The following is a 24,550-nucleotide window of genomic DNA, read 5'->3' as shown; positions in this document are numbered from 1 at the left end:
GGCAATGATGCCCAATTTTTTGTTTTCGACAGCAACACCGTGTGACAGGCTGGCCTGTAAACCTACGACCAGTAGACCTGGCGCAGGCCCGCTCGAATCGCCAAACCAAACGCCAGACCAGACGCCGAACTATTCACCGGCGCCGCTACGCCAGCGCATCCTCCGGCACAAATATCCAGCCCTCCCCCGCCGGCACCCCCGCATCGGGCCAGTAAAGCGCATCCGGTTGCGCGTGGAACAACCACGCAACCAGCGCACACAACAGGGCATCGCGCTTGTCCTCGTGGTCAATACCAGACCCGAATCCAGCCGTGTCCCAGACCTCGGGCTGGGTAGTTGCAGATACGGTGCGATATTTCTGCAGCAGCTCGCGCACCCTTAGGGATGACTTGCAGGCGGAGGGATAGGCTTCAAACGCGGTAAGTGCCGCACCGTTGCGCCAGACACCGGTCTCAACGGCTTCCGCGGCGAAGCGGGCAAGTGCGTGCATGCCCTTGGTGGCCTGGCTGCCGATCATGTCTTTGACTGCCGACAGGGGTTTCAAGCCATGCTGGAACAGAAAGTGTTCCGTGTAGCGGAACAGGTAGGGGTTATCCGCCGATTTGCCAATATCACCGGCGGCGCCCCGGCCGCTGATCAGGTTCAGGAAAGGCCGCGAAAAGCCAAGCGGTGTATCAATGGCCATCACCGCAGGCGGCAAGTCGTCGTTGCATTCGATTTGGCAGTAACGCAACAGTGTCTGAAGCCACTCCCGCGTACTGCCGGCCTCATTGATTGCGGTACGCAGGTTGCCACGCCAGGGCTGGCCGAGCAGGTTCCGCTTTCCATCCAGCACCACCAGCGCATCGCGACTGTTGGCATTGCTATCACAGTTCCAGCCACCCACATCCCAGCCAATAAAGAGTGTGTCGACACTCATAAATAATCCAGCCTCCGAAAGTATTGGTGGTGCGCGCCTAGTCCAATTGCGGCAGCGGTGACGGCGTTACGGATTGCACCGCTGGCACTGGCCCGGGTCTGCCTGTGCTTGTTCTACCGGCTGTCGCTCGGTAAAGCCACACTGCCGGCATTGCTTGATGCGTGTTTTTGCCAGCGCCGTTGGCTCGCTGCACCAGGCGCAGGGCAGGCCCCGCTCTACAGACGTTTGCCAGAAGTCGGGGGTGGTGCATGTGGGGCACAGGGACTGCAATCGCTGGCACAGCTGCGCTGCCGCCTGCGCGATGTAAACACGCCTTTCCGGGCAGTGCATGGCACGCAGGTCTGGCTCCAGGCGCACTTCGCCTTGAATAGTTCCCTGTGTCAGCAGGCCCTGCTCGGTCAGTATTTTCTGCAGCGGTGCGTTGCCGGTGAGGCCTTTATAGAGCCGGTCAGACAGTCGCAGTATCCATGCCTGCTCAGGCGGAAACCGCTCCACCCAGTCGCTTAACTCCTGCCATGAACTGGATGAGATGGGCCCCAGGCCGACCGCGCCGGCAGCGTGGGCGGTAATTTCCAGATCCTGCTTCGCGTCGTAAAACACCAGAAGCTCTTCATCCCAGTTCACCAGCCCGGGCATTGGGCCGCCGCCAAAACTGCCCTCGCTGCCAAGCCCGAAGTCCAGACCGGTCAGTTCGCACGCCAGCCGCGCCTTGTGCGCGGCGCACTCCCGTGGCGAGAGTGCGCGCGGTATTTCTCCGCTAAAGGTGCCCAGCGTGTCGGTATCGAACGCATCGGTGGTTACGACGTGTAGCCCAAGTTCCGCCAACGCCGGACCAATCACCGCGCCTTTGTCGTGCTTGGTCAACAGCGCTACAGAGAGGTTCTGGTAGCGATTCGTGTGTCTGGACTGTGTCATTTTCCATGCACTCCTCGACTGTATGTTATGGAGCCAATAACCCTATAGGCGGAGGCGTCTAGGCGTCGACGGTTCCCGCGTTGCTGCCTGCCAGGGAGCCTGAGCCCGGTGACTGAGCGGATATTGACTATCAAGTTCTGCAACCCATGCCATCCCTTGACCCCACGTATTTCGTGACCGCTCCAGCATCCCGTGTTCCATCCCCCGCTCCATCCCGCACAGGACGGACGGTAGAGAAATGCTTTGACTTAGTTGCCGGGGAGGCCTACAGTGACCTTAGTTAAAAAGTAAGTCTCTTGTTTAAATCCTCAGTTTCGTAGTAGTCGTATTTCTTCGTCCTGTAGCATCTAAATTCCAGTCTTTTTTTTGCTATTCATGCCTCATGAAGGGGCACCCCTACTTGTTTACAGGAAATTATCATGTCTAAGACAACTACCGGCACTGTTAAGTGGTTTAACGAATCTAAAGGCTTTGGCTTTATCGAACAGCAGTCTGGCCCCGATGTGTTCGCACACTTCAGCGCCATCGCTACCTCAGGCTTCAAAACCCTGACCGAAGGCCAGACCGTTGAGTTCTCCGTGACTCAAGGTCCGAAAGGCCCGCAAGCTGAAAATATCGTTTGCGCCTGAGCGAATTCGCTCACACGGGCAATGGGCCAGACAATGGCCCACTGCTGAGTGGCCTTAAGTGCCACCCCGGTTGCGCAGCCCATCTGGGTTACGCAACCTGAAAGACGGGCACTCGCACTGATCTCAGTATGAGTGCCCTACTGCAATACCGCTCAACATTGTTGAGTCATTCCGCCTGCATATCTTGCCGAGTAACACCTGATCTGTCTTTACACATCACTCCAGTTTTTACCAAGCGCAATCTTATTGGCGGTTTTCCCAAGAGGAAATCATGAGTAAATCCCCAATAGCTGCGTTTAATCCGCAGGACGCAGAGAAGTACAGCCACCCTATTCCCGCGCGTGAGTTCATTATGAGCTTGCTCGAAAAAAACAAAACCAAGCTCGACCGAGAGCAACTGGCAAAAGTCCTGCACCTGTCTGGTGACGAGCAGAAAGAAGCCCTGCGCCGACGCCTGCGCGCGATGGAGCGTGACGGACAGATTCTTTTCGATCACGGTAAAGGCTACAGCCTGGTGAAACCCGAAGATCTGGTCAGTGGCCGCGTGATCGGCCACCCGGACGGTTTCGGCTTTCTCAAAAGTGACGACGCCAGCGAAGACCTGTTTTTGTCCGATAACGAGATGCTCAGCGTATTCGACGGCGACCTTGTGCAGGCCCGAGTCAGCGGCTCCGACCGCCGCGGCCGCAAAACCGGGGTTATCGTCAATGTGCTCGAGCGCAATACCACCCACCTGGTGGGCCGTTTGCAGTTTGAGGAAGACCACTACTTCCTGAAGCCTGAGAACAGCCGTATTACCCACGAGATCGATCTCGATAGGGATCAGTTGATGGGCGCAAAACCGGGCCAGTATGTGTTCGTCAAGATCACCGAATTCCCCAGCCGACGCTATAACGCCTTCGGACGTATCACCGAGTTACTGGGCGATTCCATGGGCCCGGGTATGGAAATCGATGTGGCTATCCGCAGTCACGAGATTCCGCACAGCTGGCCCAAAGAAGCGCTGCAGGCCGCCAAGCGACTGGGCGGCACCGTCCCCGAAGCGGACAAGCTGCACCGCGCCGACCTGCGCGAACTGCCGTTTGTCACCATCGATGGTGAAGACGCCAAGGACTTTGACGATGCCGTGTACTGTGAAGAAGCGGCTTCCGGTGGCTGGCGCTTGTTCGTCGCCATCGCCGATGTGTCCCACTATGTCGCCCCCGCCAGTGCGCTGGACTTGGAAGCGGAGAAGCGGGCCACGTCCGTGTACTTTCCCGGCCGCGTAGTACCGATGCTGCCGGAATCACTGTCGAATGGCCTGTGCTCACTCAACCCGCAGGTAGACCGGCTGGTGATGGTGTGTGAAATGACCATCAACAAGTCCGGCAAAATGACCGGCTACACCTTTTCGGAAGGTGTGATTCACTCTCACGCTCGACTGACCTACAACCAGGTCAATGCGTTCATTACCGCACCCAAATCCCGTGTTGGCCGCGAGACAGCGCGCCGCCTCGGTGAGACTGCGCCGCATATCCAGGCATTGCACCGTCTGTATGCCGTGCTGAAAACTGCGCGCACCAAGCGCGGGGCGATGGATTTTGAAAAGCCCGAGGTGCAGTTCGTATTTACCGACGACCGCAAGATCGAGCGGATCGTGCCGGTAGTGCGCAATGATGCGCACAAGATGATTGAAGAATTCATGCTGAGCGCCAACGTGGCCACCGCCGATTTCCTCAAAAAGCAGAAGATGCCGGCACTGTACCGGGTGCACGATGGCCCACGCGATAAAAAGCTCACCGCGTTGCGCGCTTTCCTGAACACCAAAGGACTCAAACTGGCCGGTGGCAATAAGCCCTCGCCGGCGCATTACGACCAGTTGCTGCGCAGCCTGGGCGAACGCCCCGACGCTCAGACCGTCCGCACCATGATGCTGCGCTCCCTCAGCCAGGCGGAGTACAGCCCGGATAACCAGGGTCACTTCGGCCTGGCGTATTCCGCGTATGCGCACTTCACCTCGCCGATTCGCCGTTACCCGGACCTGCTGATACACCGTGCCATCCGCTCGGTCATCCGCCAGCAAAAGCAGCGCAACCCGCTCCGTCGTGCACTCAAATTTGTGCTCGGTGCAGGCGATGCACCGGTGCAGCGTTTTGAAAATGCCAAGCCCCTTGCCCCGGGTAAAAGTTACCCCTACGACATGGCGGCGATGCAGAACCTTGCCACCCATTGCTCGACGGCTTCCCGCCGCGCGGACAAAGCCAGCTGGGACGTCGAAGCGTGGCTGAAATGCGAATATATGCAGGACTTTATCGGCGATACCTTTGAGGGCATCGTGAGCAGCGTCACCCACTTCGGTCTGTTCATCGAGATCAGCGAGACCCAGGTCGAAGGACTGGTGCATATCTCGGCGCTGAAAAAGGACTACTACAACTTTGACCCGGCCACCCAACGCCTGGTCGGCGAGCGCAGCAACGCCAGCTTTGCCATTGGCGACACCGTGAAAGTACGCGTAGTCGCTGTGGATATGGAGCGGCGCAAGATTGAATTTGCCCTGGCCAACTAGAGTCGCACTCGGGCGTTAGGATGAACGCCCTGCCCCTTTCCTGGCGCCGCGGCCCGCTACATTACGCTAGCGGGCCAATTGCAGGGCAGGTTGCTTAAAGCCACCGACGGGCACCTCTATCGCCTCACACGCACAAGCCACCCGCCTACCCCGACATCACCGTCAAACTCCGACAAGTGTTGGTCTGCGGGCCTTATATTCCATTCTGATCTATAAAAATTGCCACTTACTTCTAATTAGCCGTTTTCTTTATCACGCCCACTGACTACATTTGTAATCATTAAGACTACAAGTGTAATCGGAGCGGGTATGGAGATTTCGGAAGCGGAACATGAAGTCATGGAGGCACTATGGGCTGGCGCTCCCGCTAGCGCGCGTGAAGTTTTTCAGCGCCTGAGGAACAAGAAGAGTTGGCAAGAGCGCACCGTAAAGACGCTCCTGAGTCGCCTGGTTAAAAAGGGCGCTATCGGTTTTGAAAAAAAAGACAGGGCTTACCTCTACTCCCCCTGCTTCGATCGCGAGGCATATCAAATCAAACAGAGTAGAAAACTCGTCGAACGACTCTTTGATGGACAGCTCTCTGTATTGATCTCTGGCTTTGTCAAAGGTGGGGATTTGAAGAAATCCGACATTGAGGAGCTCAAGGACATTATCGAACAGTGGGAAAAAGATAATGATTAATTGGGTGCTAGAACAACAGGCGCTGCTTACGCTGGTGCTACTCGTGGTTTGGCTTAGCGACCTGATATTGACAAGACGCATAGGCGCGAAATTTACATACCTGCTTTACCTACTTATCCCTCTGGCGATCGTTGTTGCAAGTCTTCCTCCCATAACCTTAGATTATGCCGCCTCTGAAAACGTCGCCTCTAATTTAGTCACAGAGGTCATAGCGTCAACAGTCCAAACGGCCAATGACTCTGGAATTTACCGCAATATAACACCCACTTCGACGATTCAATTTCAATGGATATGGCTAGCCGGAGTCATTGTATTGGCCTCCGGGCTGGCTGCTGGGCTATTCAAATTGGCCACGCTGCCAAAAAAACCGGTACTCGAAGACAGCCTGTACGACCAACTTCCCAACGGAATATTTTACACATCAGATAAAGTCCGGGGACCTATCTTGAAAGGTATCTTTCGCCCGGAAATAATTCTCCCTAGCAACTACCGACAATGTTATGACTCAAGGCAGCTGCAATTTGTATTTGAACATGAGCTTGTGCATGCCCGTCGATTTGACAACCTATGGAACTTGCTCGCACTGGCATTAGCAAGCATTTTTTGGTTCAACCCTATTGTCTGGATTGTGTACTTGAGATTTAGACTCACTCAAGAATGTGCATGCGACGAAGAGGTATTAGCGCAGGCAAGTAAAGGGAAAAAAATCCTGTATTCCAGGGCGATGCTACAGTCCTATGAGAACTGGAATGGATTCTGGATGCTTCAATCACATTACGGAGACAAAGTGACCATGATTACAAGAATCAATCGGCTTAAATATAAAATAAGACCATCACGAATAGCCAGGTTCCTGGCTGGTGGAGCGAACGCCTTAATCCTTTCATTCGCTTTTTTCTGGGGGCAGGTGAACGCAAGTCCTCAGAACACCATCAACCTGGATGATGCAAAATTACTGCCGTTTTCGCTACCACGTGCGGCGTTCATCGAAGGTGCTCAAGGTGAGGTTCATCTTCAGTTTGATGTTACTGAGGGCGAGATTTCATCGATCGACGTACTGGACACGGTAACTTCCGGTGGCCATGTAAATTCGTTTATTGAGGCAAGCAAAAATTACGTTAGCAGCTTTCCTTTCACCGGAGATAACGCGAATCTGAAAGGGGCAGAATACGTAGTACGCTTCCATATAGCAGGTGTAGGAACATCTCAAACCGTACTTGATTCTGTTACGGAAAGAATGCCTTATCGAAAAATCCACTTGCTGCCCTATTCAATTCCATCGCCCGCAAATGAGCTAAAGTTCACTGGAACACCAGCCTTGCAGCCCATTAAAAGCCACTACCCAGATTATCCAGATGGGCTCGAAGCGCTGGGGATCTCAGCATCTTCTACCGTAGAATTTGATGTGAAGGAAGATGGAGTTGCAATCAACACACGTGTAATTAGTGTGACTGCGCCTGCCGAGTATCAGCAAGCCTTCCGTGAGGTTGCGTTGAGGGAAGCGAGCAACTTGAATGTATTCATAAACAATTCTGGCAAGACAATCAATAATGTAAGAGTAACACTGCACTGGAATCCGGCGGACCACACAAAGGGTCTGGATCACTCAAAGCTAAAATAAAACCCGACGTTGTAGACTCTCTTGGTCAAACACATAGAAGTTCGAAAATTGGCCAAGAGGGTGAAGGACCTAACGAAGGGTTGGGTATCGACTTTCTTGCCAATAATTGACAAGCATTAATGTCAAAGTTCTTCCAGGTTATTCATCAACTGGTAGAAAAATGCGATCGAGCGGGCGTACTCATCCACCAGAATACGCTCATTCACCCCATGAAAACCGGCAAATTCCTTGGTGGATTCCAGCTGTATCGCGGTAATGGTGTAGACGTTCGGTGCGAAAGACCGAGCCTGGAAATGCTTGGAATCCGAGCCGCCAATCACAAAAAATGGCGAGACAATCAGGTCATTGCCCCAGGTTTGCCGGATGGTTTTTTCCAATAGTTTGTAGCCATCCCCATGAGGGTCGGCGACGTTCGTTGGTGGGGTGGATGCGGAAATGTCCTTGATGCTTACGCGATCGTCGTCGATCGCCTTTTTCACATGGGCAATGACGCTTTCTTTGGAATCCTCCGGCGCGATCCTGAAATTGACCACGGCGGTTGCCGAAGGCGGCAGTACATTGTCTTTAATGCCAGCGTTAAACATGGTGACCGCGATGGTGGTATGCAGCATGGCGCGGGTTACCTGATCTTCGGCCATTTCCTCGATGAATTTCTGCTCCAGCTCGGTCGTCTTTCCGTCGTCACCGTATGCGACGGCCTTGTACATCGCCTGCTTTTCCTTTGGCAATTCTGGCCCCATAAAGCGGTACTGGTGGCGCACCGCCTTGTTGATCTTATAAGGGAACTGGGCATTTTCCAGCTTGGTGATCGCCTCCGCCAAAATACCGATATTGGAATGCTCGGGCGGCTGGGATGAATGGCCACCTTCCCCGTTCACCGACAGTTCCAGGCTCATGTAGCCCTTCTGGGCAATCCCGATCAGCGCGGAGTTTTCCTCGATGCCGGGAAACAGATTCGGTATCAGCGGCGCAGACTCGTCAATGACAAACGCGATCTCCTTGAGCCCGCGCTGCTCCAGTACGTCAACCACATGCTTGACGCCTTCCGGGCCACCCACTTCCTCGTCGTGACCAAAAACAAAGTAAAGCGTGCGGGCCGGCTGGAAACCTTCCTTGATCTTCATTTCCGCAGCTTCGAGGATGGCATGAATCTGGTTTTTGTCGTCCAGTACACCGCGCCCCCAGATGTAGCCATCGGCAATTGCGCCGGAAAAAGGCTCGTTCTGCCATTGGTCGCGGGACTCCTCGGCGATGGGAACCACGTCCTGATGCGCCATAAACACGGCAGGGGGCAGTGACGGATCCTTGCCCTCCCAGGTGTACAGCAGGCTGTACGGGCGGGGCTTACCCAGCTTTTCCCGCTTCAGGGTCTTGTGGACATTCGGATAGGCCTGTTCGAGAAACGTGTGGTAGCCCTCAAACGCCTTTACATCAAAATCCGCTCTGTCCTGATTAGAGATGGTGGGGAACTGCACGGCCTTGGACAATCGTTTCGCTGCGGCGTCCACATCAACCTTGATGTCTACCCGCTTTACGCCCTGCATCTGCATGGAAGAGAAGTCCTGGTCTGCATTAGTGACCGCCGCAAGGCTCACACTCATAAGGACGGCGGCGAGCACACTCAATGATTTCTTCTTCAGTAACTGCATATTGCGAACTTCCTTGTTCCGTAATCCATTCAATGCAGGAATTATTCACAGGGGCCGTGAAATTTCCTGGCCAGCATTTGTTAAGGAGCCCAGTTGTTTTGATGCGGGCATCGTAGTATCGGGGGTCGTATCGGGCGTATTATCGGGGGCAGTATAGCCGCTGTAGTTGCGACCGAACCGACGGTGACCTAGCGCCAGAGTTGTGTTCTGTAGCGAGTCCCGCGACCGGCGTTCCGCATGTGTCAGCGGTTACCTCGCTTTACGCCGATGGATGACTGGCGAAATTGACTGAATAAAAATGAAGGACCTGTCAAATTCGATCCCAATGCCAACACGTAGCTCCCCCCGAACATAAAAAAGGAGGCTATGCGCGTGAGGCGCTGATCCGCGGGCTCACGCTTGAAAGCGAGGGCAACGGCAACCCGTTCAAATTCGGTTTTATCGGCGACTCGGACACCCACAATGGGGCGTCTGCGATCGAGGAGGACAACTACACCGGAAAGTTCGGTTTTGAAATCGATCCCAAACACAGACTGGAAGGCCCGCCCGGAGTCGATGCGGCTGGCGCAAAACAGGTGCGGAGTTTCAGCTCTGGCGGTGTGGCCGCGGTGTGGGCCGAGGCCAATACTCGGGACGGCATCTTCGAGGGCATCAAGCGCAAAGAGACTTATGCTACTTCCGGCCCGCGCATGAAGGTGCGATTCTTCGGCGGCTATGAACTTGAGGGTATATCCCTCGGCTCCGCAGATGGTCTCACCAAGGCCTATACCAAAGGTGTGCCCATGGGAGGCGACCTGCTACCGACCACGGACAAGGCGCCAACCTTTGTGGTGCACGCGATGAAGGAAGCCGACGGCGCAAACCTCGACCGCATTCAGATCATCAAGGGCTGGATCGATGCATCCGGCAAGCAACAGTCGAAAATTTATGACGTTGGCCTGTCCGGTGATCGCAAGCCCGACGCGGACGGCAAGATCCCGCCGGTGGGTGATACCGTCAATGAAAAAGACGCGACCTATAACAATAGCATCGGCGACGCCCAGTTAACGGCGACCTGGACGGACCCGGACTTCGATGCCTCGCAGCATGCCGTTTACTATGCGCGCGTACTGCAAATTCCCACACCGCGCTGGTCCACCTACGATGCCGTACGCACGGGCCTCAAACGCCCGGAGGACCTGCCGGTGAGCATTCAGGAGCGCGCGTGGACCTCGCCGATCTGGTATACACCCCAACAGTAACCAACCGACAACGCGCCGTTGTTGAGAATAGATTGAGAGCCTAGCACTGCGGCTTTTGGTACAGCCGCTGAACCACCGCCAACACCACGGCGGTGGTCCAGCCGAACATGATGATGCCGATGGCGGCCTGGAAGGAAGACAACAACCGCAGGCCGCCTTCAAGCACGATGTCGCCATAGCCCAGGGTGGTGTAGGTGACCATGGAAAAGTAGAGCGCGGGTTCTGCCTCGCTGAACGCACCCAGCCAACGGTAGACCAGCGCCCAGGTCATCACTTCGGCCACCGAGGCAAAGAACATCAGTAATACCACCGCGGATACCACCAGCGGCCGGCCGGTTGGCAGGAACGGATGTGTCGGATGTAGTTCGGCAATTAGCCGGCTCCAGCGAAGGGCAACCGTCATCCCCAGCGCGTGGATCAGTGTGTTGATCACCAGCAATGCCGATGCAATGAGCAGGACTTTGATCAGCATTGTCTCACCTCGGCCTGTTTCATTCCCTGAATACCTTGCGCCAACTACCGCTACGCTGCTGCATTTCTTCGCGGGTTTCCGGTGGCACCAGTTCAACCGGTGACAGGTTCGCACGTACCTGCGGCAACTGACTGCCCACGACGATGGTCAACTGCTGTGACTGCATTATGCGCAGCGTGGACGAGCGCAGGCTGAGGTTTTGCTCCAGAGCATTGGCCACCAGTTCATCCAGTAGCGGGTCGGCAAATGCCGGCCCCGACGCTACTTGCGCCCGGGCGCATCTTCACTCTGCCGGGGGGGCGGTGCCTCCCAGTACCTGCACCGAAGCGCTGGTGCCGACACGTAGCAAGACCCCATCTGGCAATTCGCCGAGAGCAATTTTCACCGGTATGCGCTGGGCCAGGCGTATCCATTCAAACGTAGGGCGTATTTGCGGCAACAGGTCGCGGCCGGTGGCGCCATCCGGCTGTGCGATGCCCCAGCCGATGCTTTCCACGCGCCCCTCGATCGGGCGACCCGGGTAACCCATCAATGTCACTACGGCGCGGTCACCCGGAGAGATATGCGCAATGGCGGTTTCACGAAAGAATCCCTCGATCCAGAAACTGTCTACGTCCACCAGTGCCAGCGCGGGCTGGTTGGCCACCGCATGACTGCCCACACGTAAATTGAGGTTGGTGACATAACCATTTGCGGGCGCAGTGATACGGGTAAATTCAACATTCAGTTGCGCCTCCCGTAGTGCCGCGCGCGCTGCACGGATACTCGGGTTGGCATCGCCCACCTCGCCCAAACTTGCGCGGGCTTCATCAACACCGGCTGAAACCCCGGCCAGGTTTGCCCGCGCCTGCTCCAGCCTCGCCTCAAATGGACGGGGGTCTATCTCAAACAGCAGGGTGCCCTGTTCGACAAGCTGATTGTCCTTCACCCCGACGTTCACCACCTGACCGGAAACATTGGGGGTCACCTGAATGACCGCGGCGCGCACCTGGCCATCCCGAGTCCAGGGGTTGTTCCGCGAGTATTGGTATCTGAGCAGCACCGCCAGCGCCGCCACCAGTACAACCAGCGCTGTCAGTATGGTTTTTCTGGAAATCTGCACGCGTCATATTCCAATAAACAGGGTTCCCACCAGCAGGGTAAAAATGACACTCAGGCTGGTGAGCACCAGAGCCGGATGGGCGAAGTACCGCGACAGGCGATAGCGATCCAGCAGGTGTGCCACGGTGAGCGCGAGGATTAATCCCAGCGTCGCCGCGACGAGCATGGGAGAAAGGTAAATCCCGGCGATGGCCAATTCATGGGGTACGGGCATCGCCACACACCGGCCGGTTTTCAATAAAAGCGCGGTTCATCCCACTGCCTCCAGCTGAATTTATCCGCCGTCTCGGCGATATCGACCACAGACTGGCCTATGCCGCGCAGCAGGCCTGCTCGACAAAGCCACTGCTCCACCACATCACTATCCAGTTGCGTGCGTTGTGCCGCTTCGCTGCGCACTTCCGCTTCCATGCTGTCGAGTAAAGCGTGCAGCTGGATGGAAAGTTCGCGATAGTCCACCCGCTCCGTTCCTGATAGTGAACCCGCCAGGGTAACCAGGGCACCGCCCACCGATTCGCGCCAGTGCACCAGCGCCTCCGGTTCTCGTCGCTTAACCGGAAGTTCCTGTGCCAGCGTCTGGATAAAAAATGCCAGCGCACCAATGCGCTGCACCAGCGTATCCAGTGCCTGGCGTTCGCCATCGGGCCAATAGCGCGCGGGAGTTCGACCAGACCAGGTGGCAATTTCCACAGGAAGTGTAGTCAGCGCATGGGCAAGGCGTTGTCTATGGCGCCCATACCCGGCGCTATTCCCCTGCAAAAAACTATCGCCGGCGCAGCGCAAGAAGCGCGCAAGTAAGCGACGGAAAACCTGTTCTGGCCGCGGCGAGGTCGGGAAGTACGCCGCCAGGGCGAGCAGCAGCAACACAATGGGAAACGCCATGGCTATATTGGCAATGGCGAGAAAACTGTACGTTTGCGCGTTCTGGATACTGCAAACAGAAATGAACATGGAAAACGCGAGGGCTTTTGCCGCCTGCGCGGAAGGACTGGAAAGCGCACGGCAGATGCCGAACGTCACCGCAAACAGCAGCAACGCCAATTGCCAGAAATGGATGAGGTTGGGCATGACAAAGAGATAAATCACACCCGCCAGCAATGTGGTCACCAACACCGGCAACACCAATCGCAGTGGCGCCACCTGCGGCGCCGCCGCCAGCACCATCGCCAGCGATCCAGTTAACGTCACCAGCGTTGCCCCCGCCGGTACACCTTCGACATAGATATACAGCAGATACGCCGCCCACAGGGAAAGCATGACACGCGCGACCGCAATCAAGCGATCCGCATCCAGCCGCCAGTGTTCATGGATTAAATTCGCTGTCGCCGCTGGTTTCATTCCAAGCTGGTCACTACGCGCATCCTCCTTCACAGAAAGTAAGTCGCTTGTGAGGGTATCCAGCGCGGTGAGCTGCCGGCGAATAACCGCGAGGTTACCCACATCAAACAGCGACAGGGATTCCAGTTGACGTCGCTCTGCGACAAGCGCTGGTGCCATCTGTGGCGTCTCGCTGATGCCAGCGTGATCTCGCGAGGCAAGCGCTCTGAATCGCTGCTGGATAACGGTGTCGAAGTCCGCCAGTGCGGGTATCCGTTTCTCCAACGAGAGCGGCGCACTACCGGGCGCCAGTAATGCGAGCCGCTCCAAACCTTCGGTCACGGCTTTGCCGCGGGCGACATAACGCTGCCAGTAGCAGCGCCGCTCCCAGATCTCGTAGCTATCGGCAACCGACGCTTCCAAAAGACCAGACACCTTCTGGTGGAGGCCGGTGAGTTCCCCCAACAGAGCGGTGGTTTTTGCCACGTCCACGCTTCCCGTCAGCCCGCCAACCGTATGCCGGTACAGCGCGAGTTGCTTGTCGTGCAATTCCGCGATGGCGGCCAGGAACTGGCCGTCGCTGTGACGCGGCCACACCAGCATGGCCACCAGGCTGTACACCAGCACCCCGAGGCCCGTCTCCTGGGCGCGCAATACGGCAGTGGCAAACGCGCCGCTACTGGAGGTAGCGGCACCGACACAGATAATCACACTGACAAAGCCACAGACCTGCCAGAAATAGGCCCGCTGGGAACCCAGCATCATATAAGTGCAGCAGCCAACCCACAGCGACAGCGCGGCCATGAGCAGCCAGCGATCCTGCGGAAAGAGCCCCACCAACACCAGTGCCACCACCCCGGCAACCAGCGTACCCAGCATGCGCAACGCGCTCTTGTTGAGTGATAACCCCAGGGTATCCAGGCTGACAAGCGCCACAGCAAGGCCCGCCCACATGGGCTTGTCCCAGTTGGCCTGCAGGGCAATCCAGTAGGTGAGCACCATCGCCAGCGCCGTTTTCAGCGCCTCGCGGGTGGCTGGGGAGTGAAGAATTGTGACGTTCACCATGCCACCCAGCGCTAGCCCGCCCCCGACTCATCGCGCCCAGGGCACGCAGAGAACGCATTGGCAGTGACGCCATGGGCAATCACACCTGCGCCGAAGGTCAGGCCAGACAGGGTGAAAACCAGCGCGCCATTAATCGCCGTGCGTTCGGCGCGGCCACTGACAGCGCAGTATGCAAAAACAAACAGCGCCAGAATGGTGAGATCTGCGTATGGCATGGGGCTCTCCCTGCCCTCTTTAATCCGCTAGCGGAAATAACAAGGAATGGATGTCGACAACGGCGGTGAACACTGAGGAGCTTAGTTCGTTTGGTCAGCGAGTGCCGATCGCGCGCCATTTCGCAGTGGACGAGATAAATCGTCGGGAAAAGCCTCCTTGCGGGCGCAATCTCAACCAAAATCTAGGGATTCATTCACCGTGTTTTCCAAAGCCTTAGATATACATACGCAGCGAAACCGGCGCGGCCGGAGAATAATGCAGCGCTGCGCGTGTGAACGTGATCACCGCCATGCAGATCGATGACCTTCAATACCTGCTGGGAATGGCGGGCACCGTCGCCTTTGCGGCAACGGCCGTCGCCGCGGTGGCGCCCAAAGGGATCGATTTGTTCGGAGCAACGGTGATGGGTGTGATTACCGCCATTGGTGGCGGCACCATCCGCGACGTCATTCTCGATGTGCCGGTGTTCTGGGCTTCCGACCTGAACTACATCTGGGTAGCCATGTTTGCCAGCATGCTGGCGTTCCTGGCCAACAAGCTGATGACGCACGGACAGGTCTACCGCAGCATGCTGTATCTGGATGCGCTCGGCGTATCCATGTTCGCCATTCAGGCTACGCACAAAGGCATCGAGCTGCCGTTCGCGTTACCACTGGGGCCACTCATTCTCGGAATTATCACGGCCATTGGTGGCGGCCTGATACGCGACACACTCGCCGGTAACCAGACCCTGCTGATGCGCAATGAACTGTACGCAGTCCCGGTCACCATCGGCTGCATCGGCTATTTGATCCTTATGCACGTGTCGCCGGAATCTGCCGTCATAAATGGTGCCTGCTGCATGCTGCTCATTTTTTTCCTGCGTGCCGCCGCCATTCACTGGAACCTGCGGGTACCAGGCTGGCTGTTGACCAAAACCACGCAGCCTTAAAACCAAACCATCACACGCAACGCGTTTAAAGAGAGTACCAGGGAGAACCACGTACCATGCCAGACAACAAAATGACGCTGCTTAACACGTTTGAGGGTGGAAAGCTCTACGAGTCAAATGGGTTCCTTATTCCCGTCCTCACAGGATCAGCAAGGGAAATGGGCAAACAATATGGTGCCCTGATGGTCGACCACATGCAGCAGGCGTTCGATGTTGTGGTGGAACCCGCCCGCAAGCAAGGCGGGCTTACCCAGGACGAAATGCAAACATGGAGCGACCGCGCCTACCACAGTTGCTCGACGAGAAACCGGCACTGGTATGACGGCGTTGCCGAAGGCACCGGCTGGCCACTAACGAAGGTTTGCATGCTCGACCAGATCATGGAGTACGGCATCTTCCAGTCCAAGCTGCACTCCTTTGCTGGCTGCACTTCAATCCTCTCTTGGGGCAGCCATTCCCTTGATGGGGGTACGTTTATCGGCCGCAACATGGATTGGGGGGAAGCATTTAACCAGTTTGCGCAGGTGCTGACCGTGCGCAGGCCCACCGATGGCGCCTACAAGCTCGCAGCCCTGGGCTGGCCCGGTATGTATTGCCCATTCAGCGTGTTGAATGAGCACGGTGTCTATCTGGATATTCATGATGGCACCAGCATGGGCGGTTCACTGGTTTACCTGGACCGCCCATCGATACTCAATGTACTGAACGACATTTTGAGTGAAACCGCATCACTGTCTGCCCTGATCTCCCGTTTGAACGGCATCTGCCATAGCACCTCAATGATCCTGTCGATCGCCGATGAACACGGCGGTGCTTCCATGGAGTGCTCATCACTCGCCGGCAATCGTCTGCGCACGCCAGACGGTGACTCCATTGCTGTTGTAAACACCTTTCTGGTGCCCGACTGGGGACTGGGGCCACGGGAAACCATCAGTAATTCTCTGCGCCGCCACGCCAACATGAACGCGCGTCTCGCGGAACACGATGGCAAGGTCGATGCCGCAGTGACCCGGCAACTCATGGATCTCCGGCTGTTCAATGAGGATGGTTCGTTTGCCCAAAATGGAGGCGCGACCAAGCCCACCAAACAGGATGCCGACCTGACCAATCACCAGATCGTCACCGATGTAAAACGCCGCCAGGTGTGGCTCAAGGTCCCGGTCCCCGATTATGTCACCGACTGGACGCACATTGATCTGGCCGCACTCTGGAAATGATCCGAGCCGCCAGCTGAAAAAACAACCTTCCGGCAACGGTGACAGAACCACAGGGAGATTACCCGTGAGACGCGTCCTTATTTTATTGCTGCTGAGCTTTCCCTTTTGTGTTGCGCAGGCACAGAGTTCCGGTCGCCCGGAGACCTTCGGCGGGAGCCTGCCGGACCGCTGGTTGCTGGGAGCCGAAGTCTACCTCTGGGGCGCCAGTGTCGGCGGTGAGAGCCGAAGTGGCGACAACATTGATATCGGTTTTGATGAGCTGGTCAAAGACCTGGAAATGGGCTTCATGGGCACCCTGGCCGCAAGTCGCAACGAGTGGACAGTGTTTGCCGACATGATCTACCTGAATGTATCCGACGATATCCGACAGACCGTTCGTTTTCGCGGTGACCTCTTCCGTGTGGGTGCCGACATTGATCTTGAGGGTTTTGTTTCCACACTGGGCGGCGCCTATCGCTTCTATCAGTCCGACAGGACGCGACTCAACCTGACACTCGGCGCGCGCTATTTAGATCTCGACGTGGATGTCACTGGACGCGTCGATCGGTTCGGTCGTTTTCGAATTTCACGATCCGGCAGCGTATGGGATGGCATTATTGGCCTGCGCGGCAAAACCGATCTCGATGACCGCTGGTATCTCACCTACTACGCCGATGTGGGCGGCGGCGATAGTGATTCAACCTGGCAGGCATTGGCGGCAGTCAGCTACCGCTGCTATCGCTACGATATCGTCGGCGGCTATCGCTACCTGAAGTGGAACTTTGACCGCTCGCCCTATTTTGACGACCTGGATCTGAGTGGATTCTTTGCTGGCGTAAAATTTTCTTTCTGACAGGCACCATGTTCGACACACAAGAAAACAAAACAACCGTACCAATTGTGAAGTGGTGATGCGCACAAATGTAAAACGCACACGATGTTGAATATTAGATTTCTATCGCAAACGAAAAATTCATCACACCGAATTGGATAACACCATTCAATAAATCCCTGCAGGACAACCGCTCATCTCATATTAATTGCCTCGCCATTCCGCGATTGATAACGTCGTGCGCGTAACTGAACGGTCCTACCGCTTCGGTCACACAACAATAATGACGGCTAACGGACGAGCAATTCTTATGAAAAGACCTTTATTACGCCAAAGCATTTTATCCAGCGCCATTTTATCCATCACCGCGGCAACTGCCCCTCAGGTACTGTTTGCCGAGGAAGAAAAAGCCATGGAAGAAATTGCCGTGGTGGGCTCCCGCATTCAACGCAATGCGGAATTCGAAACGGCGACACCAATTCAGGTAATGGACCGCGAGGCGATCGAAAAATCCGGCTACACCAATCTGCAGCAGATGTTCGAGAAGAACCCCGCTGCGGGGAATGGCACCTTTTCCACCCGCGGCAACAACCAGGACTCCACCGCCAACGGTGCCGCGGCGGTCAGCCTGCGCGGCATGGGCGCCGATGCCACGCTGGTGCTGGTGAATGGCAAGCGTGTGGCGATCAGCGCCTTCGCGGAAAGCATTACCACCAACTTTGTGGATATCAACAGCATTCCGATTGCCGCCGTGGAACGGGTGGAAGTGCTAAAAGATGGCGCCTCCGCCATTTACGGCTCCGATGCAGTGGCCGGGGTGGTGAATCTGGTTTTGCGCAAAGACTTTGAAGGCGCGGAAGTGTCGGCGGACTTTGGCGGTGCCGATGGCTACGACGAGCAGTCGGTATCTGCGGTGTGGGGTGTCAATGGTGAGGATTCCAACCTGACTGTTATTTTTGACCACCGCAGTAACACAACCCTGGCGAGTGTCGAGCGCCCTGGACTCGATACTGCCAATCAATCGCCACGGGGCGGCATGGACTTCCGCTCTTCCCGCGGTTATCCCGGCCGTTTCATTGTCGACGGCGAAACCACCATCGATCCCAACTGCCCCGCTGGCAATGCGTTCGGCCAGACCTGCGTGTACGATTACGGCCCCTGGACGCTGCTGACACCGGAGGCAGAGCGCACCGGCGTGCTGCTGCTGGGTAATGCCCAGCTCACCGACAGCGTCGAGTTCTTTACCGAACTGGCGGTACAGCACAACACCTCCATCGCCCAGGGCGCCCCGACGCCACTGGACGAAGACGCCGGGCTCACCGCACCGATCAACCACCCGAATAATCCATTTGTGGGCGCCACCTCCATCGGTGTTGGCCGCTACCGCACGGTGGATGCCGGTGCACGGCAGTGGGATATTGAAACCGACAACCTGCGCGGCGTGTTCGGCCTGCGCGGCACCATCGCCGACTGGGACTGGGAAGCCTCGGTACAACGCTCACGCAGCGAGTCCACCCAGAGCGGTGACCGCACACAGGGTTGGGTGCGCACCGATCTACTGCAACAGGAAATCGATGCGGGCCGCTACAATCCGTTCGGCGGCGTACAGAACCCGCAGTCGGTCATTGATGCGTTCACCACCAGCCTGGTGCGGCAGGGCAAGTCCGAGCTGCGCGGCATGGACTTTACCCTCAGCGGTGAGCTGTTCGACACCGCCAATGGTGCCATTGCCATGGCCGCAGGTATCGAGCGCCGCGAGGAACGCGCATCCGACATCCCCGATGATCAGTTCCAGCGCGGCCTGATTTTCGGCACCGAGTCGGTATCCGCCGCCGCCAGCCGCGATATCAATTCCGCGTTTGTCGAGTTTGCGATTCCGCTTCCCGCCAACCTGGACCTGACGCTGGCGGGCCGCTTTGACGATTACAGCGATTTCGGCAGCACCACTAACCCGATGGCCAACCTGTTGTGGACCGCGAACGAGCAGCTCTCTCTGCGCGCCTCCTGGGGTACCGGGTTCCGGGCTCCGTCGCTGGCGCAAATCGGCCTCGGCCCATCCCAGGAGTCACTGTTCTTTATCGACTCCTACGGCTGTGCCATTAACGACGCTTACTGTGCCAGCACCGACTACAACATCGTGTTTTCCGGCAACCCGGATCTGGACGCGGAAGAGTCGGAATCGGTGAACCTCGGTGCGGTGCTCAAACCAGTCGACAATATGCAGATGTCGCTGGATCTCTGGCAAATCACCCAGGAAGGCAAAATTGACGAGGTGCCGTTTGGCTATCTCTACAGCCAGTTCTGTAACGACCAGAACAGCACCGTGTGCGTCCGCTCCGCGGCCCTGCCCGGTGAATCCCTCGGCTCGCTGCAGTCCATCAACAGTGGCTTTATCAATATCGGTGAGCAGACCGTTTCCGGCATTGACCTGAGCATGGTGTATTCCGGATTCGCGTTGGCCGGTGGTGACCTGGGCCTGCGGCTGGATTACTCCTATCTGACGGAGTTTGAGCGGGTGGAACTGAACGCCACCGGTGATGACTTCCTCAACCGGGATCTGGCGGGCGAGTACGAATACCCGGAACACCGCTGGGCGGCGTCTGCCGACTGGTCGCGGGATACCTTCGCGGTCACCCTGGGGCTGAATTATATCGGCGAGTTTGAAGATACGCCGGATATTGATTTTGACGGCACCCTGGATTACGACACCAACAAGTCCCGGATTGTGGATTCCTTCATGACGGTGAATCTGCAGGCGCGCTATACCGGTTTTGAAAACATGGTATTGAGCCTCGGTGCAGACAACGCACTGGATGAGGAGCCGCCGTTCGCCATCGGCGATGGTGATTCGGACTTGTACGGTTACGTATCCAGCCAGCACGACCCTCGCGGTCGTTTCATCTACGGCAAAGTGACCTACAACTTCTAACCGGCGGGCACAGAAAAAAGGGGGGAGGGCTTCGGCCCTCCCCCCCTTTTTTTATTGGGATGTTTTATTGCGGCTGTTTTATTCCGGCAAGCGCGAGGCCAGCGCCTCGTGGCTTTCACCGGGCTCGGGAAGATAGCAGCCGCGGGTGGCGAGATAGTGCTGGTTAAACACGGAAAAGTAATGCCGCAACGTATCCGCGGGCTCCGCCTCGTCCGCTAACAGCAGACAACTGATCGCCGCTTCTGCAGTGGAAAAGCGATGGCTTCTACCGGAGTCCCGCACCGAATAAGAGCGCACCAGTGTCTCTGGCAGGCTCAGGCAAGGCACCTTATCCAGCCAGCGACTCAGGCCGATCATGCGGCTGCACTGCTTCCAGGTGCCGTCGAGCAGGATCAGTGTGGTTCGCTTCTGCGTCTGCGGCAGATCGCGCACCACATGCCGGGCACAGTTTTCGGTGCCGTCGGCGGGGAACACGATAAAACAGTCGCGCTCCGGATCTTCCAGTATCGCCTTGAGCCCTTCCGGCGCTTCCAGCCGGTTCCATAGAAACGCCCGGGTCTCGGGAAACACATCCACAATCAGGCGGCCGGTATTGGTGGGCTTGAATAATTCCTTGCGGTGCAACAGCAATACAAAGTCCACCCGGCTCTCAGCCACCGGCCGCCAGGGGCACATACAGGCATATTCTGCCATCTGGCACTGGGCACAGCGCTTGACGCTCTTGCCTTTGGCCAGGAATGGCTTGGTGGACTTTGCGAGTTCCCGATCTCGCAAGCGGGTAAAAGCGGTTGAGTACATACCATCGCTCAAGAATTGATGTATGCGCGGCATTGGGCGCCGGACACAAGGAGCGCGATTTTACGCTGGAAACAGGGCGCTCTCCAGCGCCACCTTGCCGCCGTGTAAGGGAAAAAATTTCCACGACATACAGGCAACGCGAACAATTTTCCACGGTATTCGAGAAGTGACCTGTCACCCGCTCAAGGTGCGCACTGCGGCCGGCAAATTCCCGAGCCCATGCTACTTTTACAGGTGTTTCAGATTTATCCCGGCAATGCCAATTTCAATAATTGCCGCGTCATTCCAAGGCTTTTGACACATCGCGCGAAGTTTTAACGATAAGCAGTATCGCAGCGGTCGATCGGTGTTAAACGGAGTTAACCATGAAGACACTCAGGCTGGCGGCCTGCCTGGCAATGGTGTTGCCGATGTTTGCCAAGGCACAGATCCCGATTTCGGATGTGGACCTCACCCGCTTTTACCTGCGCCTTGGGGCGAGCCTCGTCTATCCCGACGACAACAACACATCGCTCAAGTACTACTTATTGCAGGACTGGGAGTTGTACCGGACCCACTGGGAGGTCGAGGACGACACCACCTGGAATGTGTCCGGTGTATGGCGGCCGCTGCCTTACCTGGGAGTTGAGTTGTTGTACATCGGCGACTCAGACCACTCCCTGACCCTGCAGAATTTTCGCGCAACCCCGGGCCAGGACAACATCTACTTCGGGCGCTACAGCGCGTCTTCCGCGAACCTGTTCGTCAACTGGTATATGAATGACCTGATCTGCCTCGGGCAGCCGTACCTCGGTATCGGGGTCAATTACTCCGATTACTACGACGACGAACTCAACCCCGATTTCCAGCGCTATCTCATCAACAGCGGTATGGCGACCGGTCCCGGGCGGTTTGGCATGGGGCACTCCTGGGGCGGCAGCGCGCAGCTGGGCATCGACTGGCGTCTGGGGCGCGGCATCGCACGATCCTGGCTGATCAATGCAGCGGTAATTTACACCGACTCGAATCCCGATGCGGAAGTCACCTACCCCACGGCGCCCGGCTACGAACGACTCTACTCGGAATTCGAGACCAACCCCTGGACGCTCAACCTGGGCATCACCTATGAATTCTGAACGCCGCGCCCACACCGGGCGCCGGGTTCTTTGCCAGATTCTTTGCCGCATGCTGTGCGCAGCCGGCTTGTGCCTGCTGCCGGTGGCCACCCTCGCCGACTGTACCCCCGCCAATACCGGCACCGCCGGCCCCGACCAGATTCTGTGTGACGAAGACAACGATGCCGCCGGCGCGGACGTCAGTACCTTTGGCGGCAACGACACGCTCGACCTGAACGGCGGCACCATCGGCACCGTGGACGCAGGCACCGGCGATGACCGCATCAACATCAACGGCGCGCTGATCGAAACCAACCTGCTCACCGGCGATGGCAACGACACCGTAATCATGGATGTGCGGGATTCGGAAGTCGGCAACTTCTTCAGTGGTGGTCTGGATACTGGCGCCGGCGACGATCGCATTGAACTGTACGACGGGCTCATTTTCGATCTTAACGCCGGCGACGGCGACGACTACATGCTGCTCGATGGCGGGTTTGTATTTCACACCCTGAACATGGGGAGTGGCGACGACACCCTGTATTTTGACGAAGGCATCATCTTTCATTTCATCGGCGGCGACGGGTCTGATTACCTGGAGATCGACGCGCGCGCCTATGATGGTGACGCCATCCTGGATGGCGGAGACGACCTTACCGCGGACGACGGTTACATCGATACCATCCGCTTCAAACTGGATCACCTGCTGGACGGCGATAAGCTGCGGAACTGGGAAAGGTTCATCATCAACGGCAGCTCCAAACTGCGTCTGTTCAACAACCTGGCCGTCGGCGGTGGCACCAGCGGGCGTCAGGCCCTGGGGCTGGACATTCGCTTTGGCGGCATCCTGGAACCGGTGCAAACCGACTTTTCCATCGCCGGGGACGTCCACAACGCGGGCACCCTGTGGCTGCAAAATGGCGAGTTTAACCAGCTGCATATTGTTCCCCATCCGGATGGCCGTTTCGGAAACTACACAGGGCGCGACGGGCGCCTGTGGATGGACACATTACTGGCCGACGACAATGCGCCCAGCGATTTGCTGACGGTAGCCGGGGATGTGAGCGGGCGTACCTTTGTGCGCATATTTAACCTGGGGGGCGATGGTGCCGTTTCCGCGGGAAACGGTATTCCCATCATCCGCGTGCAGGGACGTAACCCGCGCGATGGGTTCCTTCTCGATCCCGATTACATCGGCTACGACGGCCGCACGGCGGTTGTGGGTGGCGCCTACGGTTATGCCCTGTACCGGGGTGGCATCGACGGCGGCGAACAGGACACCTGGTTTCTGCGCTCCACCATTAGCGATCCTTTCTCCAGCAGCGGCGAGCTTGTTCCACGCTGGCAACCGGGCGCGGTGCTCTACGAGACGTACGCGCAAGCCATCCGCCGGATGAACGCCCCCACCACCCTGCGCAAGCGGGTGGGGAATCGTTTCTGGGCCGGCACCAGTTATCGCGACCGCGGCATCTGCTGCTATGGCGATGCGGTGGAGCGCACCATTGATGGCGGTGGCCTGTGGATACGCATGAATTCCGTGTACAACGACAATGCGCCGGAGCAGTCCACGGCCAGTGCCCGCTGGCAGCAGGATTTCGGACAGGTACAGATCGGTTCCGATTTTTCCTTCGACCCTGCCGTCTATCGCGGCCGCCTGATGCTCGGTGTTTTTGCCCAGTATGGCTACGGCAGTACGGAGCTCGACAGCTACTTTGGCCAGGGTGACATCGACACCTACAACTGGGGAATCGGCGGCACTGCCACCTGGTACGGCAGCCAGGGCAGTTACGCCGACGTGCAACTGCAATTCAACTGGTTTGACTCCGACCTGTACTCCCGCGAGCTCTGGTACCTGGGTACCGGCAACGATGCCATTGGATTCAACTTTTCCGTCGAAGGCGGGCACAGCTTCAAACTGTGTGACTTTTATTCCCTCACGCCGCAACTACAAGTGGCCTACACCGCAGAAGACATCGATGACAATTTCGACCCCTACGGTGCGCGCCTGATCGACACCAATAACGAGGGTGGCTTTGCCCGTTTCGGCGTGGCATTCGAGCAGCGGGTCAGCCAGCGAGTCAACCGCAACATGTACGGCAACCTGCTGCTGGAGCGGATCGGCCTCTACGCCATTGCCAATACCTACTACTACTTTGACGACCAGACCGAGGTGCAGGTGTCCGGCACGTCCCTGTATCAGGCGCGGGATGAATGGTGGGGGCAGCTGGGCATCGGCTTTACCTACGACCAGTGCGGTGACCGCTGTTCCGTTTTCGGGGAGGTGGACTATGCCAGCAGTCTGGAGAACTTTGGTGATAGCGACAGCATTCAACTGACCTTTGGCTTCCGCATGAAGTGGTAGCAGCTGGCGCGCCCGCATTTCGCGCGAGGCCCCTATT

21 protein-coding genes are annotated in these 24,550 nt (G+C 57.2%); 11 read left to right on the top strand and 10 right to left on the bottom strand.

Annotated elements, in window-relative coordinates; genetic code table 11:
* Positions 1-145: 145 nt before the first annotated feature.
* Both JF535_RS05480 and JF535_RS05475 read right to left on the bottom strand, forming a co-directional pair.
* Complete coding sequence (locus JF535_RS05480) at positions 146-919, bottom strand: DUF429 domain-containing protein (protein WP_206999937.1); 774 nt, start codon at positions 917-919, stop codon at positions 146-148.
* A 66-nt stretch (positions 920-985) separates the two neighbouring features.
* Positions 986-1,834 carry a DUF6671 family protein gene (locus JF535_RS05475; protein WP_206999935.1) on the bottom strand — a complete coding sequence of 283 codons (849 nt, stop codon included), beginning with the start codon at positions 1,832-1,834 and terminating at the stop codon, positions 986-988.
* Between the two features lie 419 nt (positions 1,835-2,253).
* Here JF535_RS05475 and JF535_RS05470 point away from each other — a divergent pair, with 419 nt between their 5' ends.
* The 4 genes from JF535_RS05470 (at position 2,254) to JF535_RS05455 (ending at position 7,310) form a co-directional block, all read left to right on the top strand.
* Positions 2,254-2,463 carry a cold-shock protein gene (locus JF535_RS05470; protein WP_066961684.1) on the top strand — a complete coding sequence of 70 codons (210 nt, stop codon included), beginning with the start codon at positions 2,254-2,256 and terminating at the stop codon, positions 2,461-2,463.
* Positions 2,464-2,734: 271 nt separating this feature from the next.
* Entirely contained in the window at positions 2,735-5,008 is a 2,274-nt protein-coding gene (gene rnr, locus JF535_RS05465) for a ribonuclease R (protein ID WP_206999933.1), read from the top strand.
* Between the two features lie 309 nt (positions 5,009-5,317).
* The gene (locus tag JF535_RS05460) at positions 5,318-5,689 is read left to right on the top strand and encodes a BlaI/MecI/CopY family transcriptional regulator (protein ID WP_066961678.1); all 372 of its coding nucleotides are present in this window, start codon (positions 5,318-5,320) and stop codon (positions 5,687-5,689) included.
* Entirely contained in the window at positions 5,682-7,310 is a 1,629-nt protein-coding gene (locus JF535_RS05455) for a M56 family metallopeptidase (protein WP_206999931.1), read from the top strand. The genes JF535_RS05460 and JF535_RS05455 overlap by 8 nt, the downstream gene beginning before the upstream one ends.
* Positions 7,311-7,432: 122 nt before the next feature.
* Here the strand turns inward: JF535_RS05455 and JF535_RS05450 are convergent, their stop codons facing one another.
* Entirely contained in the window at positions 7,433-8,959 is a 1,527-nt protein-coding gene (locus tag JF535_RS05450; RefSeq protein WP_206999929.1) for a M20 family peptidase, read from the bottom strand.
* A gap of 314 nt (positions 8,960-9,273) precedes the next feature.
* Between JF535_RS05450 and JF535_RS05445 the strand changes: the two genes are divergently transcribed.
* Positions 9,274-10,200 carry a DUF3604 domain-containing protein gene (locus tag JF535_RS05445; RefSeq protein WP_207000263.1) on the top strand — a complete coding sequence of 309 codons (927 nt, stop codon included), beginning with the start codon at positions 9,274-9,276 and terminating at the stop codon, positions 10,198-10,200.
* Positions 10,201-10,240: 40 nt separating this feature from the next.
* Here the strand turns inward: JF535_RS05445 and JF535_RS05440 are convergent, their stop codons facing one another.
* The 6 genes from JF535_RS05440 to JF535_RS05415 form a co-directional block, all read right to left on the bottom strand.
* Complete coding sequence (locus tag JF535_RS05440) at positions 10,241-10,672, bottom strand: potassium channel family protein (RefSeq protein ID WP_206999927.1); 432 nt, start codon at positions 10,670-10,672, stop codon at positions 10,241-10,243.
* A 19-nt stretch (positions 10,673-10,691) separates the two neighbouring features.
* A complete protein-coding gene (locus tag JF535_RS05435) occupies positions 10,692-10,892 on the bottom strand; it encodes a hypothetical protein (RefSeq protein WP_206999926.1) in 201 nt (66 codons plus the stop codon).
* A gap of 63 nt (positions 10,893-10,955) precedes the next feature.
* Complete coding sequence (locus JF535_RS05430; RefSeq protein WP_206999924.1) at positions 10,956-11,774, bottom strand: efflux RND transporter periplasmic adaptor subunit; 819 nt, start codon at positions 11,772-11,774, stop codon at positions 10,956-10,958.
* Between the two features lie 3 nt (positions 11,775-11,777).
* Positions 11,778-11,987 carry a DUF1656 domain-containing protein gene (locus tag JF535_RS05425; RefSeq protein ID WP_066961657.1) on the bottom strand — a complete coding sequence of 70 codons (210 nt, stop codon included), beginning with the start codon at positions 11,985-11,987 and terminating at the stop codon, positions 11,778-11,780.
* Between the two features lie 20 nt (positions 11,988-12,007).
* Positions 12,008-14,155 carry an FUSC family protein gene (locus JF535_RS05420; RefSeq protein ID WP_206999922.1) on the bottom strand — a complete coding sequence of 716 codons (2,148 nt, stop codon included), beginning with the start codon at positions 14,153-14,155 and terminating at the stop codon, positions 12,008-12,010.
* Between the two features lie 11 nt (positions 14,156-14,166).
* Positions 14,167-14,370 carry a hypothetical protein gene (locus tag JF535_RS05415; protein ID WP_206999913.1) on the bottom strand — a complete coding sequence of 68 codons (204 nt, stop codon included), beginning with the start codon at positions 14,368-14,370 and terminating at the stop codon, positions 14,167-14,169.
* A gap of 272 nt (positions 14,371-14,642) precedes the next feature.
* Here JF535_RS05415 and JF535_RS05410 point away from each other — a divergent pair, with 272 nt between their 5' ends.
* From JF535_RS05410 to JF535_RS05395, 4 genes are all read left to right on the top strand, one after another.
* On the top strand, positions 14,643-15,302 hold the full coding sequence (locus JF535_RS05410; protein ID WP_340674130.1) for a trimeric intracellular cation channel family protein: 660 nt from the start codon (positions 14,643-14,645) through the stop codon (positions 15,300-15,302).
* A 56-nt stretch (positions 15,303-15,358) separates the two neighbouring features.
* Positions 15,359-16,519: a C45 family autoproteolytic acyltransferase/hydrolase gene (locus JF535_RS05405; RefSeq protein ID WP_340674129.1), complete on the top strand. Its 1,161-nt coding sequence runs from the start codon at positions 15,359-15,361 to the stop codon at positions 16,517-16,519.
* Positions 16,520-16,583: 64 nt separating this feature from the next.
* A complete protein-coding gene (locus tag JF535_RS05400) occupies positions 16,584-17,351 on the top strand; it encodes a hypothetical protein (RefSeq protein WP_206999909.1) in 768 nt (255 codons plus the stop codon).
* A gap of 289 nt (positions 17,352-17,640) precedes the next feature.
* Positions 17,641-20,259 carry a TonB-dependent receptor gene (locus JF535_RS05395; protein ID WP_206999907.1) on the top strand — a complete coding sequence of 873 codons (2,619 nt, stop codon included), beginning with the start codon at positions 17,641-17,643 and terminating at the stop codon, positions 20,257-20,259.
* A 78-nt stretch (positions 20,260-20,337) separates the two neighbouring features.
* On the opposite strand, the gene JF535_RS05390 is transcribed toward JF535_RS05395, so the two are convergent.
* A complete protein-coding gene (locus JF535_RS05390) occupies positions 20,338-21,057 on the bottom strand; it encodes a tRNA-uridine aminocarboxypropyltransferase (RefSeq protein WP_206999905.1) in 720 nt (239 codons plus the stop codon).
* A 365-nt stretch (positions 21,058-21,422) separates the two neighbouring features.
* On the opposite strand from JF535_RS05390, the gene JF535_RS05385 reads away from it, so the two are divergent.
* Positions 21,423-22,172, top strand: a complete 750-nt coding sequence (locus tag JF535_RS05385; protein WP_206999903.1) for an OmpW/AlkL family protein — start codon at positions 21,423-21,425, stop codon at positions 22,170-22,172.
* The gene (locus JF535_RS05380; RefSeq protein WP_206999901.1) at positions 22,162-24,513 is read left to right on the top strand and encodes an autotransporter family protein; all 2,352 of its coding nucleotides are present in this window, start codon (positions 22,162-22,164) and stop codon (positions 24,511-24,513) included. The genes JF535_RS05385 and JF535_RS05380 overlap by 11 nt, the downstream gene beginning before the upstream one ends.
* Positions 24,514-24,550 lie beyond the last annotated feature (37 nt).

Source organism: Microbulbifer salipaludis (assembly GCF_017303155.1).
Taxonomy (GTDB): Bacteria; Pseudomonadota; Gammaproteobacteria; order Pseudomonadales; family Cellvibrionaceae; genus Microbulbifer; species Microbulbifer salipaludis.
The sequence above is the reverse complement of the archived record's forward strand: the minus strand, read 5'-3'. Positions and strand labels throughout refer to the sequence as shown.